The following is a 14,207-nucleotide window of genomic DNA, read 5'->3' on the forward strand; positions in this document are numbered from 1 at the left end:
AAAAAGGAGTTTACATTATGGCTTTTCCAGATAATTTTCTATGGGGTGGCGCATTAGCTGCGCACCAATTCGAAGGTGGTGTTCTTGAAACATCAAAAGGACTTTCTGTAGCAGACGTCATGACAGCTGGCGCCCACGGTGTGCCTCGCGTCATTACTGATGGCGTGGTAGAGGGTAATTATTATCCAAACCATGTCGGCATTGATTTCTATCATCGTTATAAAGAAGATATTGCTATGTTTGCTGACCTTGGTTTCAAGTGTTTCCGTACTTCAATTGCCTGGTCACGCATTTTCCCAAATGGTGACGAAGACCAGCCGAATGAAGAAGGATTGCAATTCTATGATGATGTTTTTGATGAATTGCTCAAATATGGCATCGAGCCAGTCATCACTTTGTCTCACTTCGAAATGCCTTACCATATCGCCAAAGAATACGGCGGTTTCATGAATCGTAAGACCATTGATTTCTTCGTCAAATTTGCAGAGGTTGTCTTCAAACGTTATAAAGACAAGGTCAAGTATTGGATGACCTTCAATGAAATCAACAACCAAATGAACTATCACAATGATATTTTCGGTTGGACCAACTCAGGTGCTCACTTTGGTGATTATGACAATCCTGAAGAAGCGATGTATATCTGTGGTCACCATACCTTGCTTGCTTCAGCTAAAGCAGTTAAAATTGGTAAAGAAATCAATCCTGAATTCCAAATCGGTAACATGATTGCCATGGTGCCAATCTACCCATTCTCAGCTCGTCCTGCTGACCAAGTGTTAGCGCAGCAAATGATGCATGACCGTTGGTCCTTCTGTGATGTGCAAGTTCGCGGTCACTATCCGCGCTATACCCTTAAGATGTTTGAACGCAAAGGTTACGACATTAACATCACTGAAGAAGATAAAGCAGTATTGGCTCAAGGGAAAGTGGATTATATCGGCTTCTCTTACTACATGTCTAACACAGTTGACTCGACAGCTCACAAAGATGTGTCTGAAGATACCAGCGGTGGAAATGAGCACTCAGTGACCAATCCATTCATCAAGGAATCTGATTGGGGTTGGGCTATCGACCCAGAAGGCCTCCGTTACTCACTCAATGCCTTTTATGAACGCTACGAATTGCCCCTCTTCATCGTGGAAAATGGTTTTGGTGCCATTGATGTCAAAGAAGAAGATGGTTCTGTCCATGACCCATACCGCATTGACTACTTGCGCAGCCATATTCAAGAAATGGAAAAAGCCATCGAAGAAGACGGCGTTGAGCTTTGGGGTTACACACCTTGGGGCTGTATCGACTGTGTATCCTTCACAACTGGTGAAATGAAGAAACGCTATGGCTTCATCTATGTTGACCGCAACAATGACGGTTCAGGTACTCTAGAACGCAGCAAGAAAGATTCTTACGCTTGGTACAAGCAAGTTACTGCGTCAAACGGTGCGAACCTTTAATTATTTTTCTATTTTAGTAACACGCTTTCTATAGCGCTTTTGTATTTTTAGTGTATACTTAATTATAGAAATAAAACGGAGGCGACTATGACAGTAAAGCTTATTGCAACAGATATGGACGGTACATTTTTGAATGACCAAAAAACTTATGATAATGTGCGCTTTCACAAGCTTTTAGAGAGAATGGCTGTGCATGATATCCATTTCGTGGTAGCAAGTGGCAATCAATATTGTCATTTGGTTGAAAGTTTTCCAGATATAAAAGATAATCTGACCTTTATTGGTGAAAATGGAAGTCATATTGTTCATCAAGGTGAAACTTTGTTTGAGATATTTCAGTCTCATAAAGAAATAGCAGAGCTTGTTCAGTTCATTAAATCAAATTTTCCAGAAACCGTTATAGCACTTACTGGGAAAACTTCAGCTTACATGCTGAAATCTAATGATGAAGATTCCTTGAAAACTTTGAGATATTATTTGCCCAAATTGGAATTAGTTGATTCATTCAGTCCGATTCCAAGAGATGATTTCTTTAAATCCGTTTTATTAATGGAACCAGAATTAACTAGAGAGATTCAAGTAGCTCTAAATCATCATTTTGAATCTAGTTCATTGATTGGGACTTCAAGCGGTTTTGGTTGCATTGATGTTATCACCAAAGGATATCATAAAGGTTGGGCTTTGCAACGTCTTTTAGATGAATGGGGGCTAACATCTGAAAATCTAATGGTATTTGGTGACGGTGAAAATGACTTGTCTATGCTCAAACTTGCTAAATATTCTTACGCCATGTCAAATGCACCTGAAAACGTAAAAGCGCATGCAAATTTTCAAACATCTTCAAATAATGAGGATGGTGTTTTACAAGCGATTGAGGAATATTTAAACAAATTAGAGGGAATCATAGGATAGTACCACTTTTCCGTAATATCTTATAGGAAAGCATTTTCAAAACAAGCTATACTAGTATCATAAAAATACTGAGGTGAAAATAATGGCAGTTAAAGAATTTCCAAAAGGTTTCTTATGGGGCGGAGCGATTGCAGCTAACCAGGCAGAAGGTGCTTATAATGAAGACGGACGCGGTTTGGTTCAGACAGACGTGACAACAGGTGGAACGGTTGATTCACCGCGTTACACAACTTATATTGATAAAGATGGTAATCCAGGTAAATCTGGAGGAATGGGACACAATGCTCGTATCCCTGAAGGTGCAAAGTATGCGGTTTTGGATGATTTCTATTATCCTAACCATAAAGCTGTTGATTTTTATCATCGCTATAAAGAAGATATCAAACTCTTCGCTGAAATGGGTTATTCAATCTTCCGTTTATCAATTTCCTGGGCACGTATTTTCCCAAATGGAGACGATGCAACTCCAAACCAAGCAGGGCTTGATTTCTATCGTTCGGTCTTTGAAGAATGTCGTAAATACAACATTGAACCCCTTGTTTCTATTTGGCATTTCGACACTCCTTTAGCCCTTGAAGAAAATTATGGTGGTTGGAAAAACCGTAAATTGATTGATTTCTATGTTAAATACACTGAAGTTATCATGAATGAATACAAGGACCTCGTTAAATATTGGTTAACATTCAACGAAATCAATAACACAACTATGTTCCTTGATATGATGGGAAGTAATGGAACTGATGCTGATTATCAAGAAGGCTATCAAGTGCTTCACAACCAATTTGTTGCATCTGCTAAAACAGTTCAACTTGGTAAAAAAATCAATCCTAACTTTATGTTTGGTAACATGATTTGTGGAATTACTTTCTACCCTGCAACATGTGATCCCGCTGATATCCTAGCTGCAGAGCACAAATGGCAATCAGGTATTTACTACTGTGGTGATGTTCAAGTTAAAGGTGCTTATGGTTCTTATGCTAAAAAACTTTGGGCAGAACACAATGTTGAGCTCGACATCACTGAACAAGATCTTGAAGACCTTAAAAATGGTACAGTTGATATGTACACATTCTCTTATTATATGTCAAGCTTGGTGACAACGCATGAAGTAAAAGATAAAGTATCTGGTAACTTCTCAATGGGTGCTCGCAACGAATATTTGACTTATTCAGATTGGGGTTGGGCACATGACCCAATGGGACTTCAATACTATCTTGAAAAAATCTATGACCGCTATCAAGTGCCGCTTATGGTTGTTGAAAATGGTTTAGGAGCCTTTGATACAGTTGAAGAAGATGGTTCAATCCACGATGACTACCGTATTGATTACCACCGTGCACACATCAATGCCATGGCGGATGCAATTGCAAACGGCGTTGACTTGATTGCTTACACAACTTGGGGCTGTATCGATATTGTTTCAGCAGGTACTGGTGAAATGCGTAAACGCTACGGATTCATCTATGTTGACATGGACGATGCTGGAAATGGAACAATGGAACGTGCTCCAAAAGATTCATTCTATTGGTACAAAGACGTCCTTGCAAGCAATGGACAGAAAGCTATCCAGGAAGCAGAAGAAAAATAGTACAGAACTTCATTGGAGAAAACAAGTAAAGAGTCAAAATCCTGCATATGCGGGATTTTGGTTTTTATAAAAAATATAAATAGGAATTATATTTGAAATGAAAGAAGTTATTAGCCCAGAATTACGAGCTTACCATCACTCTAAGTTAGATGGTTTTATTAAAGAAAATCAGAAACTTGAAAAAGGCGGTTATGTTTTTGCAGGTGATTCAATTACCGATTTTTTCCCTATAAAAAAATATTTAGGCAGAGATTTATCCTTGATAAACAGAGGTATCGCCGGAATAGATACGACATGGTTATTAGAACATTTAGAAGAACAGGTCTGGATTTTGGAGCCCGAAAAAGTGTTTATATGGCTTGGGACCAATGACCTCGGATTAGGCTACTCAATTAGTGATATCATCAATAACTATATTGAAATAATTTCAGAAATTAAAAGTGAATCCATTGCTACACAAATCTATATTATTTCAGTGTTGCCAGTCAATGAGTCAGAAATCTACAAAGATCGTGTGAAAATTAGAAGCAATAAAGCTATTCGTGAACTTAATTTGAGTTTGTCAAACTTGGCAGGAGTAGAGTTTGTTGATTTATATAGTTTACTTCTGGATGCGAAAGGAAATTTAGAGGCCATCTATACCAAAGATGGTCTACATCTAACATCTAAAGCATATGAGATACTTGCTGAGGAAATAAGAAAATACCTATAGCTTTATATAATTTGTTTAGTATTAGAATACTAATGGAGGTTGAATCCATGACAATAAAAATGATTGCCAGCGATATGGATGGCACATTTCTCAATGAAAGAGGAAAATACGACAGACAGCGTTTTGAAAATATTTTAGTTGAATTAGAGAAAAAAGATATTTCATTTGTTGTTGCAAGTGGTAATAGTATGCCACGTTTAGAGATGATGTTTGAAGGACTTACAGATAGATTATCTTTTGTGGCGGAGAATGGTTCTTTAGTTCTTGATAAGGGTGATCTTATCGCCAGAAACTTACTTGACAGAAAGTTGGTTAAACAATTTTTAGATTATTTTGAAGGAAACCACGCAGCATACAGAATAATGTTGGCTGGACAAAATAATTCTTACATGTTAGCAGCAGCTAATTTTCCAGAAACAAACCATATGATTGATGAAAAGCAGTTGGAAGCCCTGACGGCAAGCATAAAAGTTTTAGATAGTTTTGATGATTTGCCCGAAGATCAGATTTTTAAAATATCTATGATGGTTGACATTGAAGCCTGTGCTGATATCATCGCAAGGTTTAATAATAGTTTTCAGGGAAATTTAACTGCAACAACAAGTGGATATGGTACTATTGATATCATTCAGACTGGTATCCATAAAGCATGGGGCTTGCAACAACTTATGAATAAAAATGACTTAAGTTCAGAGAATTTGATGACATTTGGAGATGGTGGGAATGATATAGAAATGTTACAATTAGCTAAAAATTCCTACGCTATGGCAAATGCACCTAAAGAAGTGAAAGAAGTTGCTGCTTTTTTAGCACCACATCACAAAGAGTCTGGGGTTTTACAAGTAATTGAGCAATTATTAACACAAATTTAATGCTGATAGAAAGTAGGTTGTTATGTTTACAACTTTAATAAGCCAGATTTTTATCATGTTTCTACTAATGGGATTTGGTGTGTTAGCTAGCAAACTAAAAATCATTCGTAGAGAATCTTCAGATGATTTAACAGCTCTGCTGATTAATATCATTAGTCCAGCTTTGATTATTATGGCTTTGCAAAGACCTATTACAGATGATATTCTTCATATCATCTTTTTGGTTGGTTTAGGTGTTGTTGCCATTTATTTAATTGAAATTGTCATTAGTCATTTAACCTTTAGTAAACTAAGCAATATAGATAGTCGGAGAAGCGCTATTTTTGCCAGTGTCTATAATAATGTTGGCTTTATAGGTATTCCACTTGTTAGTGCGGTTATCGGACAAGATGGAGTGCTCTATGCAGTTATCTCAATGATTGTCTACAATATCTTCTGTTGGACACATGGTTCTAGTCTTTTTCAGCCAGACTTGTCTTTTGGAGATAGGATACGAAGTATATTTTTAAATCCAAATGTCATTGCCATTATAATCGGACTTTGTTTATTTTTTACATCAACTAACATTCCCTCAATTATTGGGAATACACTTACTTATCTAGGAAATGCAAACACACCTCTTTCAATGCTGATTATTGGCTTTACACTTGCAAACGCTAGATTAAAAAAAGAAACGTTCAATAAGACAGTTCTAACTTCTGTTTTATTCCGGAATATTGTTTTTCCATTGCTTTCAATGATGGTTTTCAAATTAATTGGTTTAGAAGGCATTAATTACACAGCTAGCCTATTGATTGCTGCTTGTCCAGCTCCTAGCCTTGTTGTTATCTTTACAATTCAAGCTAAAGGAAATACAGATGATGCTGTCGCAGAAGTAGGATTGTCAACTTTATTTAGCTTAATTAGCATACCTTTTATTTTCGCCATCAGCAATTTTCTTTTTTAGAAAATAGCAGAGCATAAATCAAAGTCACTAACTTTGGAAGTAAAATAGTGTTATAGTACCAATATTTCGTATCATTAGACAAGAAAAACGGTTACATTTAGAGTTATAATCTTAATAGATTAAATAACGAGGTATTATCATGACAAAACAATTTCCAGAAGGATTCCTATGGGGTGGCGCAACAGCCGCTAACCAATTCGAAGGTGGATTTAACGAAGGTGGACGCGGATTTGCAACATCAGATACTGCGCGTGCAGTAGCGCCTGAGGAACGTAAGACCATGGGTGGCGAATTCACTACACCTATGAATAGAGAACGTTTAGATTTCGCTATTAATGATAAAGAAGGACTCTATCCAAAGCGTTGGGGTTCAGATTTCTATCATCGCTATAAGGAAGACATCGCCCTCTATGCAGAGATGGGCTTCAAGACCTTCCGTCTTTCTATTGCCTGGCCTCGTATCTTCCCTAAAGGGGATGAGTTGGAACCAAATGAAGAAGGACTAGCATTCTACGATAAAGTATTTGATGAGCTCAACAAGTACGGCATTGAACCACTTGTAACCTTGTCTCATTATGAATTCCCTGTTCATTTAGTGACTGAATACGGTGGATGGAAGAACCGTAAAGTCGTTGATTTCTTTGTGCGTTACGCTGAAACAGTCTTTAATCGCTACAAAGGAAAAGTCAAATATTGGCTGACTTTTAATGAAATTAATATTCTTGGTATGACTGGTTACTTGTCTGGCGGGCTTCTTTTTGAAGATGGCAAACTACACTTGGATGAAATGTACCAAGCTGTCCATCATCAATTTATAGCGTCAGCCTTGGCTACAAAAGCTGCCCATGAAATCGATTCCAACTATCAAGTTGGGATGATGTTGGCGCGTATGGAAGCTTATCCTGCAACTTGCCACCCAGATGACATCATGAATGCCATCCAAAAAGACCAGTCAAATCTTTTCTACTCGGATGTTCAAGTTCGTGGTGAATACCCACGCTACATGAATCGTTACTTCAAGGAAAATAATATTGACATCAAGTTTGAGCCAGGTGACGAAGCAATACTTAAACAATATCCAGTTGATTTCATGTCATTCTCATACTATATGACTTCTGTAACTCGTCATCCAAATAATATGACTGATGATCAAAAAGCAACTGCTGGTAACTTGATCTTAGGTGAAGCCAATCCATATTTGGAAGCTTCTGATTGGGGCTGGCAAATCGATCCAGTTGGTCTGCGCGTCACCCTCAATAAACTTTATGATCGCTATCAAATTCCGCTTTTCATTGTTGAAAATGGACTCGGTGCCCTTGATAAAGTGGAAGAAGATGGTTCTATCCATGACCAATACCGCATCGATTATTTAGAAAAACACGTCAAGCAAATGTATGAAGCCATCGAAGACGGTGTAGAACTCATGGGTTACACATGGTGGGGCTGTACTGACCTCGTCTCAGCATCAACTTCAGAAATGTCTAAACGTTACGGTTTCGTCTATGTTGATGCAGATGATCAAGGAAATGGTAGTTTTGACCGTTCACGTAAAGATTCATTCTTCTACTACAAAGATTTGATTGCATCAAATGCAGCAAACATTTTGAATGATTAAAATAGAGCTCAGTTGCCAGTCAACTGAGTTTCTTTAGAAAAGAGATTATTAATGACTAGAAAACTTTACCTCATGCGACATGGAGAGACCTTGTTTAACACCCAAGGTCGTGTTCAGGGCGCCTGTGATTCTCCTCTGACGGAAAATGGCAGAGCGCAAGCCCTATTGGCCAAAGAATACTTTGTCAAAGAATCTATCACATTTGATGCGGTCTATTCCTCAACTCAGGAAAGAGCAACTGATACAGCCAAATTAGTATCTGAACAAGATGCAGTTACCCAATTAAAAGGTATCAAAGAAATGGATTTTGGCACCTTTGAAGCCCAACCAGAAATGCTACTACCCAAATTTCGTCCAGGAGCCATTTCTTTTGAAGATTTATTAGTTCCTTTTGGTGGCGAAGATATCAGAGATGTTGGAAAACGTGCTAAGTCTACCATTGATTCTGTCATCTCAGCAACAAATGATAAAAGTTTACTCATGGTTAGTCATGGGGTCACCATGTGGGGGCTCTGTCTAGAGCTAGATATCACCTTCCCAGCAGGAGTAGGGTTCTCAAATTGTGCTATTTGTGAATTCGATATTCATGAGTCAGACTACAGACTAAGAAAACTCATCCTACCGACAAAAGATTTCCAAATCCATGAATTTTAAGGGGGTAGCTTATGACCAAAACACTCTATTTAATGCGCCATGGCCAAACACGTTTTAATCACTTGAAACGCATTCAAGGTGCTAGCGATAGTCCTCTGACAGATCTTGGGATTGAACAGGCTAAACAGGCTGGAGCTTATCTTGCACATATAGACTTTGATGCCATCTATTCTTCAACACAAGAGCGTGCCGTTGATACAGCTGAGCTTGTATCGGGAAGGACTGATATTATCCGCTTAAAAGGATTGAAGGAAATGGACTTCGGAACTTTTGAGGGACAGTCTGAGAGTTTGAACCCTCCCTTGCAACCTGGGATTGGATATGGTGATTACTTTATTCAGCATTCTGGTGAAGGTTCAATGGCTGTTAGGGAAAGAATGAAGGAGACGCTTAGTCAAATCTTAACTAAGCACCATGAGGGAGAGACCATACTAGCAGTCAGTCACGGTGCTGCTATTGCTCAGTTCTACCGTGGTGTTTTACCACAACCACCCCAAGTCAGAATGTCTAACTGTGCCATTCTGCATTTTGAAGTAGATCAAAATTCTTACGATTTAATCTCTATCTATGATCCCGTTAATCAGCAAGTACTCTTTCACAAGGAAGATTAAATGACCAAGACTCTTTATCTTATGCGCCATGAATAGACTATTTTTAACCAACTATAGTCGAATGAAGAGCTTTCAGACAAGAAACAGAAGAGCAGAAGAAGTCCAGGCTGTTTTAGCTGTCAGTCACGCAGGTGCTATTTTGTCATTCTTTGCATCACTTCATCTTATACTCTTCGAAAATCAAAATGATAGATTGTTAAGCCTTCTTGCCTACCATCAGGTATGTCTGCGTCGGCTTGCCTCCTCTAATTTTGATTTTCATTGAGTATTACTGACACCCTAAATTACATTTCTCAAATTGTTGTATTTTTAAGTACCAATTGACTAAAGAAAGATTTGATCTGGTCAGCATTATTGATCTGCTAGCCAAGGAAATCTATGAATAACAGGAAATATGTGACTTTGATAGTATAGTATAAGTTTTCCAAAGGATTTCACCAGTTACTTTTTATAAAATTTGATACACTTAAAGAAATAAAAAAATGAAAGAGGTTTCATTATGACAGAATTAAAAGCATTTCCTGAAGGATTTTTATGGGGTGGTGCAACAGCTGCCAACCAGTGCGAAGGAGCTTACAATGTTGATGGTCGTGGCTTAGCCAACGTAGACGTTGTCCCAATTGGCAAAGACCGATTCCCAATCATTGCTGGTCAAAAGAAAATGTTTGACTTTGAAGAGGGCTATTTCTACCCAGCTAAGGAATCTATTGATTTTTACCATCACTATAAAGAAGACATTGCTCTCTTTGCTGAAATGGGCTTCAAAACCTACCGTATGTCTATCGGTTGGACTCGTATCTTCCCTAAAGGTGATGAACTTGAACCAAACGAAGCAGGGCTTCAATTCTATGAAAATGTCTTTAAAGAATGCCGTAAATATGGCATCGAACCACTTGTAACCATTACTCACTTTGATTGTCCTATGTATCTTATTGAGGAATACGGTGGTTGGCGCAATCGTAAACTTATTGAATTCTACGAACGTCTTTGCCGTGTGCTCTTCACTCGTTTTAAAGGCTTGGTTAAGTATTGGCTAACTTTCAATGAAATCAACATGATTCTTCACGCGCCATTTATGGGAGCAGGTCTCTACTTTGAAGAAGGTGAAAACGTTGAGCAGGTTAAATATCAAGCAGCCCATCATGAGCTGGTTGCGTCAGCTATTGCCACAAAAATCGCCCATGAAGTAGACCCAGAAAATAAAGTGGGTTGTATGTTGGCAGCTGGTCAATACTATCCAAATACGGCACATCCTCGTGATTACTGGGAAGCTATGCAGGAAGACCGTGAAAATTACTTCTTTATAGACGTGCAAGCGCGTGGTGAATATCCAAACTATGCTAAGAAGAAATTCGAACGCCTTGGCCTCAAGGTTGAAATGACTGAGGAAGATTTGGCTCTTCTCAAGGAACATACCGTTGATTTCGTTTCTTTCTCATACTATTCAAGTCGTGTAGCATCTGGCGATCCGGAAGAGAAGGAAAAGACAGCTGGAAATATCTTTGCCTCAATTAAGAACCCTTATCTTGAAGCATCTGAGTGGGGATGGCAAATCGATCCGCTCGGTCTTCGTATCACTTTAAATGCCATCTGGGATTGCTATCAAAAACCAATGTTTATCGTTGAAAATGGTCTAGGTGCTGTCGATACACCAGATGAAAATGGCTATGTTGAAGATGACTACCGCATAGACTACCTGCGTGAACATGTTAAGGCTATGAATCAGGCAATCAATGAAGACGGCGTTGAGCTCCTTGGTTATACCACTTGGGGTTGTATCGACCTTGTTTCAGCTGGAACTGGTGAGATGAAAAAACGTTATGGCTTCATCTATGTGGATAGAGACAACGACGGAAATGGAACTCTCAAGCGTTCTAAGAAGAAATCATTTGACTGGTACAAACAAGTCATTGCCTCAAACGGAAGCAAAATTGATTAATGAAATTTAGAGTGGCCTATTCTTAGCCCCTCTTTTTAATATGTGGTCAAAAAGAGAGTTGACTAGGAATGGAAAAGCTGTTAAAATCAGCCTAATAAAGCTATTAGATGAGTTATCAAATAGATGGCCTGTATCTTATTTAAAGGAGAAGTTGTGGTTTCAAAGAAAATTACGTTTAATCAAATCTTAGTTTATTTACTGGGAACTATTATTTTATCTGCAGGCATTTGTTTAAATACCAAAACACAACTTGGGATCTCCCCGATTGTTTCTGTTCCTTATAATATCTCGCAGATATTTCAAATGCCACTGGGAGTAGTTACCTTTTTCTATTATTGTTTTTTGATTTTTCTTCAGTTTCTGATTCTAAGAAGAAACTTTGAATCTGCTCAAGTTATGCAGGTGATTGCTAGTTTTCTATCTAGTTTCTTTATGCAAGTCTTCGATGGGATTTTTACAACACCAGATAGTTTAGTGAGTCGTATCACCCTCTTATTGTGTGCTATTGCCTTAACCGGAATAGGTGCCTCCTTAACTATTGCTATGAAGCTTATCCCTAATCCTGCGGATGGCCTTGCTAATACCATTGGCTTTGCATTGGGTAAAAATTTTGGATTCGGAAAGAATCTTTTAGATTTTTCCTCTATAATACTAGCCTTAGTGATAGGTTTTGGATTTAGTGGGGGACTGATGGGAATTGGACTGGGGACTTTTGTTGCCATGGTGACGACAGGGCGTGTTATTGCCCTCGTCCATCCCTTTTCAGAAAAGATTTATGCTAAAGTTAACTCATAGAAAGGAATTTCAATGTCTCAAGTTTCAGATCAAATTCGTCTCCAATTTGGAGAAAGCGATGACCGCAGAGACGCTGGCTTGGTTATGCCAGATGGCCTAGCAATTACTAAGGATATTCCTTATGGCCAGGATGATAAATGGCAGAGCCTGGATCTCTATAGACCTAAGAAAACTGCTAAGGAGATTCTTCCTGTCATCGTTGTGGTACATGGTGGCGGTTGGGTCTATGGTGATAAGGAACGCTATCAGTTTTATGCTGCTGATTTAGCTTCGAGAGGCTACGCAGTCATTTGTTATACCTATCGTCTGGCTCCCGAATTTCAGTTCCCAGCCCCCCTTGAAGACACCAATCTTGTTTTTTCTTGGCTTATGGAAAATGCTGGCGCTTATCAGCTAGACAAGACCAAGGTTTTCGCTGTGGGTGATTCAGCAGGAGCCCATATCCTAGGCCTTTATGCCAATATCATAACCAATCCACAAGCTGCATCCAAATACTCCTTTACAAGTCCAAAGTCTTTAACACTCTCGGCCGTCGGACTGCACTGCGGAGCTTACAAAATTGATTTGGAAGACCAAGGTTTAACAAAACTCCTCATGGAAGACTTTTTACCGAATGGTGGAAATACTGAAGAATTGGAACAAATCAACGTCTTAAAAGGTATTAGTTCAAACTTCCCGCCTGCATTCATCAGCACAGCCGTAGAAGATTTCTTGCAAAAGGATGCCCCACTCTTGGTTGAATTCCTAACAGAAGTAGAAGTGCCATTTTCCTACAATAAGTATGGTAATAAAAATAATCGTCTCAAGCATGTCTTCCACCTTAATTTAAAATTGAAAGATGCCAAAATTTGTAATGACGACAACATAGCATTTTTCCATAGATTTTTAGATGACTAATTCTGAAAAAATGTTTTCTATAGTGTATAATAGTGCCTAAAGGAGTTTTTATGAAATTTGAAAAACAGCAGGTATATTACGTCGTCTTAGCCTTTGTGGTTTGCTTTGCCATTATGTCTTACTGGAACACTGGGGCAGGCATCCTCCAAAAAATATATAATGCGGCATTTCCCTTTCTGATTGGGGCGGCAATTGCCTATGTTGTTAATATTGTTATGAGTGTTTATGAGAATCTCTACACACGTATTGTAAAAGTCGCCTGGCTATTAAAGTTTAAAAGAGCCATCTCTATGATTTTAGCCTATTTGACTTTCATTTTGTCCATTGTATGGCTATTTTCAATTGTTTTGCCTGATTTAATATCGAGTCTTTCTGCACTAAGTAAAATTGATCCAACAGCAGTTTCAACATTCATTAGTGAGCTAGGAGAAAACAAGCTTATTAGTCAACTGTTACAGTATGTAGGAAAAGATGCAGATTTGTCGGCTACTCTTACCAGTTACGGTCAACAAATTTTACAACAAGTTTTAGCAGTTCTGACAAATGTCTTAATCTCTGTAACAACAATAGCCTCTACCGTCTTAAATGTCTTTGTGAGTCTTATCTTCTCATTTTATGTTCTGGCAAATAAAGAACAATTGGGAAGACAATTTACATTGTTAACGGATACTTATTTAGGGCGATTTGCCAAAAATGTCCACTATTTTGTAGATATATTACATCAACGCTTTCATGGTTTCTTTGTCAGTCAGACACTTGAAGCGATAATTTTAGGATCTCTAACAGCTATTGGAATGACACTCTTTAAGATGCCTTTTGCTGCTACAATAGGTGTACTAGTTGCCTTTACTGCCTTAATTCCAGTTGTTGGTGCCTATATTGGTGTAACAATTGGGTTTATTTTGATAGCTACTCAATCTGTAAATCAAGCTGTAGCCTTTGTCATCTTTTTGGTTATTCTTCAGCAATTTGAGGGGAATCTCATTTATCCTCGTGTTGTTGGTGGTTCAATCGGACTTCCTGGAATGTGGGTGCTCTTAGCAATTACACTTGGAGCAACATTATGGGGTGTCGGAGGAATGCTGATTGCCGTCCCATTAACAGCAACTATCTATCAAGTTATTAAAGATAACGTTCATAAGCGTCAGCTTTCTCAAAAAAACTCAAAAAGCATTTCAAAAGCCAATTTAAGAGCCGAAGTGGAGGAAGACTAAG

Annotated in this window: 13 protein-coding genes; all 13 read left to right on the forward strand. The window is 38.4% G+C overall.

All coding sequences use genetic code 11. The annotated features are described in order from the left end of the window. Nucleotides 1-17 precede the first annotated feature (17 nt). The 13 genes from F601_RS0103515 (at nt 18) to F601_RS0103575 (ending at nt 14,206) form a co-directional block, all read left to right on the forward strand. Nucleotides 18-1,451 carry a 6-phospho-beta-glucosidase gene (locus F601_RS0103515; RefSeq protein WP_026183092.1) on the forward strand — a complete coding sequence of 478 codons (1,434 nt, stop codon included), beginning with the start codon at nt 18-20 and terminating at the stop codon, nt 1,449-1,451. Between the two features lie 87 nt (nt 1,452-1,538). Beyond that, on the forward strand, nt 1,539-2,363 hold the full coding sequence (locus F601_RS0103520) for a Cof-type HAD-IIB family hydrolase (protein WP_018164287.1): 825 nt from the start codon (nt 1,539-1,541) through the stop codon (nt 2,361-2,363). Between the two features lie 82 nt (nt 2,364-2,445). Further along, a complete protein-coding gene (locus F601_RS0103525) occupies nt 2,446-3,951 on the forward strand; it encodes a glycoside hydrolase family 1 protein (RefSeq protein ID WP_018164288.1) in 1,506 nt (501 codons plus the stop codon). 97 nt (nt 3,952-4,048) lie between these two features. Further along, a complete protein-coding gene (locus F601_RS0103530) occupies nt 4,049-4,663 on the forward strand; it encodes an SGNH/GDSL hydrolase family protein (RefSeq protein WP_018164289.1) in 615 nt (204 codons plus the stop codon). A gap of 47 nt (nt 4,664-4,710) precedes the next feature. Continuing rightward, nucleotides 4,711-5,535: a Cof-type HAD-IIB family hydrolase gene (locus F601_RS0103535; RefSeq protein ID WP_018164290.1), complete on the forward strand. Its 825-nt coding sequence runs from the start codon at nt 4,711-4,713 to the stop codon at nt 5,533-5,535. A gap of 22 nt (nt 5,536-5,557) precedes the next feature. Next, nucleotides 5,558-6,481, forward strand: coding sequence for an AEC family transporter (locus tag F601_RS0103540; RefSeq protein WP_018164291.1), 924 nt, complete (start codon nt 5,558-5,560; stop codon nt 6,479-6,481). Nucleotides 6,482-6,620: 139 nt separating this feature from the next. After that, on the forward strand, nt 6,621-8,096 hold the full coding sequence (locus F601_RS0103545; RefSeq protein WP_018164292.1) for a glycoside hydrolase family 1 protein: 1,476 nt from the start codon (nt 6,621-6,623) through the stop codon (nt 8,094-8,096). A gap of 51 nt (nt 8,097-8,147) precedes the next feature. Beyond that, a complete protein-coding gene (locus F601_RS0103550; RefSeq protein ID WP_018164293.1) occupies nt 8,148-8,750 on the forward strand; it encodes a histidine phosphatase family protein in 603 nt (200 codons plus the stop codon). Between the two features lie 11 nt (nt 8,751-8,761). Beyond that, nucleotides 8,762-9,361 carry a histidine phosphatase family protein gene (locus tag F601_RS0103555; RefSeq protein ID WP_018164294.1) on the forward strand — a complete coding sequence of 200 codons (600 nt, stop codon included), beginning with the start codon at nt 8,762-8,764 and terminating at the stop codon, nt 9,359-9,361. 499 nt (nt 9,362-9,860) lie between these two features. Continuing rightward, on the forward strand, nt 9,861-11,300 hold the full coding sequence (locus tag F601_RS0103560) for a 6-phospho-beta-glucosidase (RefSeq protein WP_018164295.1): 1,440 nt from the start codon (nt 9,861-9,863) through the stop codon (nt 11,298-11,300). A gap of 123 nt (nt 11,301-11,423) precedes the next feature. Continuing rightward, nucleotides 11,424-12,095: a YczE/YyaS/YitT family protein gene (locus F601_RS0103565; RefSeq protein WP_018164296.1), complete on the forward strand. Its 672-nt coding sequence runs from the start codon at nt 11,424-11,426 to the stop codon at nt 12,093-12,095. Between the two features lie 12 nt (nt 12,096-12,107). Next, nucleotides 12,108-12,992 carry an alpha/beta hydrolase gene (locus F601_RS0103570; protein ID WP_018164297.1) on the forward strand — a complete coding sequence of 295 codons (885 nt, stop codon included), beginning with the start codon at nt 12,108-12,110 and terminating at the stop codon, nt 12,990-12,992. Between the two features lie 50 nt (nt 12,993-13,042). Further along, on the forward strand, nt 13,043-14,206 hold the full coding sequence (locus F601_RS0103575; RefSeq protein WP_018164298.1) for an AI-2E family transporter: 1,164 nt from the start codon (nt 13,043-13,045) through the stop codon (nt 14,204-14,206). The last annotated feature ends 1 nt before the right edge of the window (nt 14,207 follow it).

The organism is Streptococcus henryi DSM 19005 (assembly GCF_000376985.1).
Lineage (GTDB): Bacteria > Bacillota > Bacilli > Lactobacillales > Streptococcaceae > Streptococcus > Streptococcus henryi.

Coding starts and splice junctions, on each gene's coding strand:
- F601_RS0103515 (WP_026183092.1), top strand. CDS start 18: ATGGCTTTTCCAGATAATTTTCTATGGGGTGGCGCATTAGCTGCGCAC.
- F601_RS0103520 (WP_018164287.1), top strand. CDS start 1,539: ATGACAGTAAAGCTTATTGCAACAGATATGGACGGTACATTTTTGAAT.
- F601_RS0103525 (WP_018164288.1), top strand. CDS start 2,446: ATGGCAGTTAAAGAATTTCCAAAAGGTTTCTTATGGGGCGGAGCGATT.
- F601_RS0103530 (WP_018164289.1), top strand. CDS start 4,049: ATGAAAGAAGTTATTAGCCCAGAATTACGAGCTTACCATCACTCTAAG.
- F601_RS0103535 (WP_018164290.1), top strand. CDS start 4,711: ATGACAATAAAAATGATTGCCAGCGATATGGATGGCACATTTCTCAAT.
- F601_RS0103540 (WP_018164291.1), top strand. CDS start 5,558: ATGTTTACAACTTTAATAAGCCAGATTTTTATCATGTTTCTACTAATG.
- F601_RS0103545 (WP_018164292.1), top strand. CDS start 6,621: ATGACAAAACAATTTCCAGAAGGATTCCTATGGGGTGGCGCAACAGCC.
- F601_RS0103550 (WP_018164293.1), top strand. CDS start 8,148: ATGACTAGAAAACTTTACCTCATGCGACATGGAGAGACCTTGTTTAAC.
- F601_RS0103555 (WP_018164294.1), top strand. CDS start 8,762: ATGACCAAAACACTCTATTTAATGCGCCATGGCCAAACACGTTTTAAT.
- F601_RS0103560 (WP_018164295.1), top strand. CDS start 9,861: ATGACAGAATTAAAAGCATTTCCTGAAGGATTTTTATGGGGTGGTGCA.
- F601_RS0103565 (WP_018164296.1), top strand. CDS start 11,424: ATGGCCTGTATCTTATTTAAAGGAGAAGTTGTGGTTTCAAAGAAAATT.
- F601_RS0103570 (WP_018164297.1), top strand. CDS start 12,108: ATGTCTCAAGTTTCAGATCAAATTCGTCTCCAATTTGGAGAAAGCGAT.
- F601_RS0103575 (WP_018164298.1), top strand. CDS start 13,043: ATGAAATTTGAAAAACAGCAGGTATATTACGTCGTCTTAGCCTTTGTG.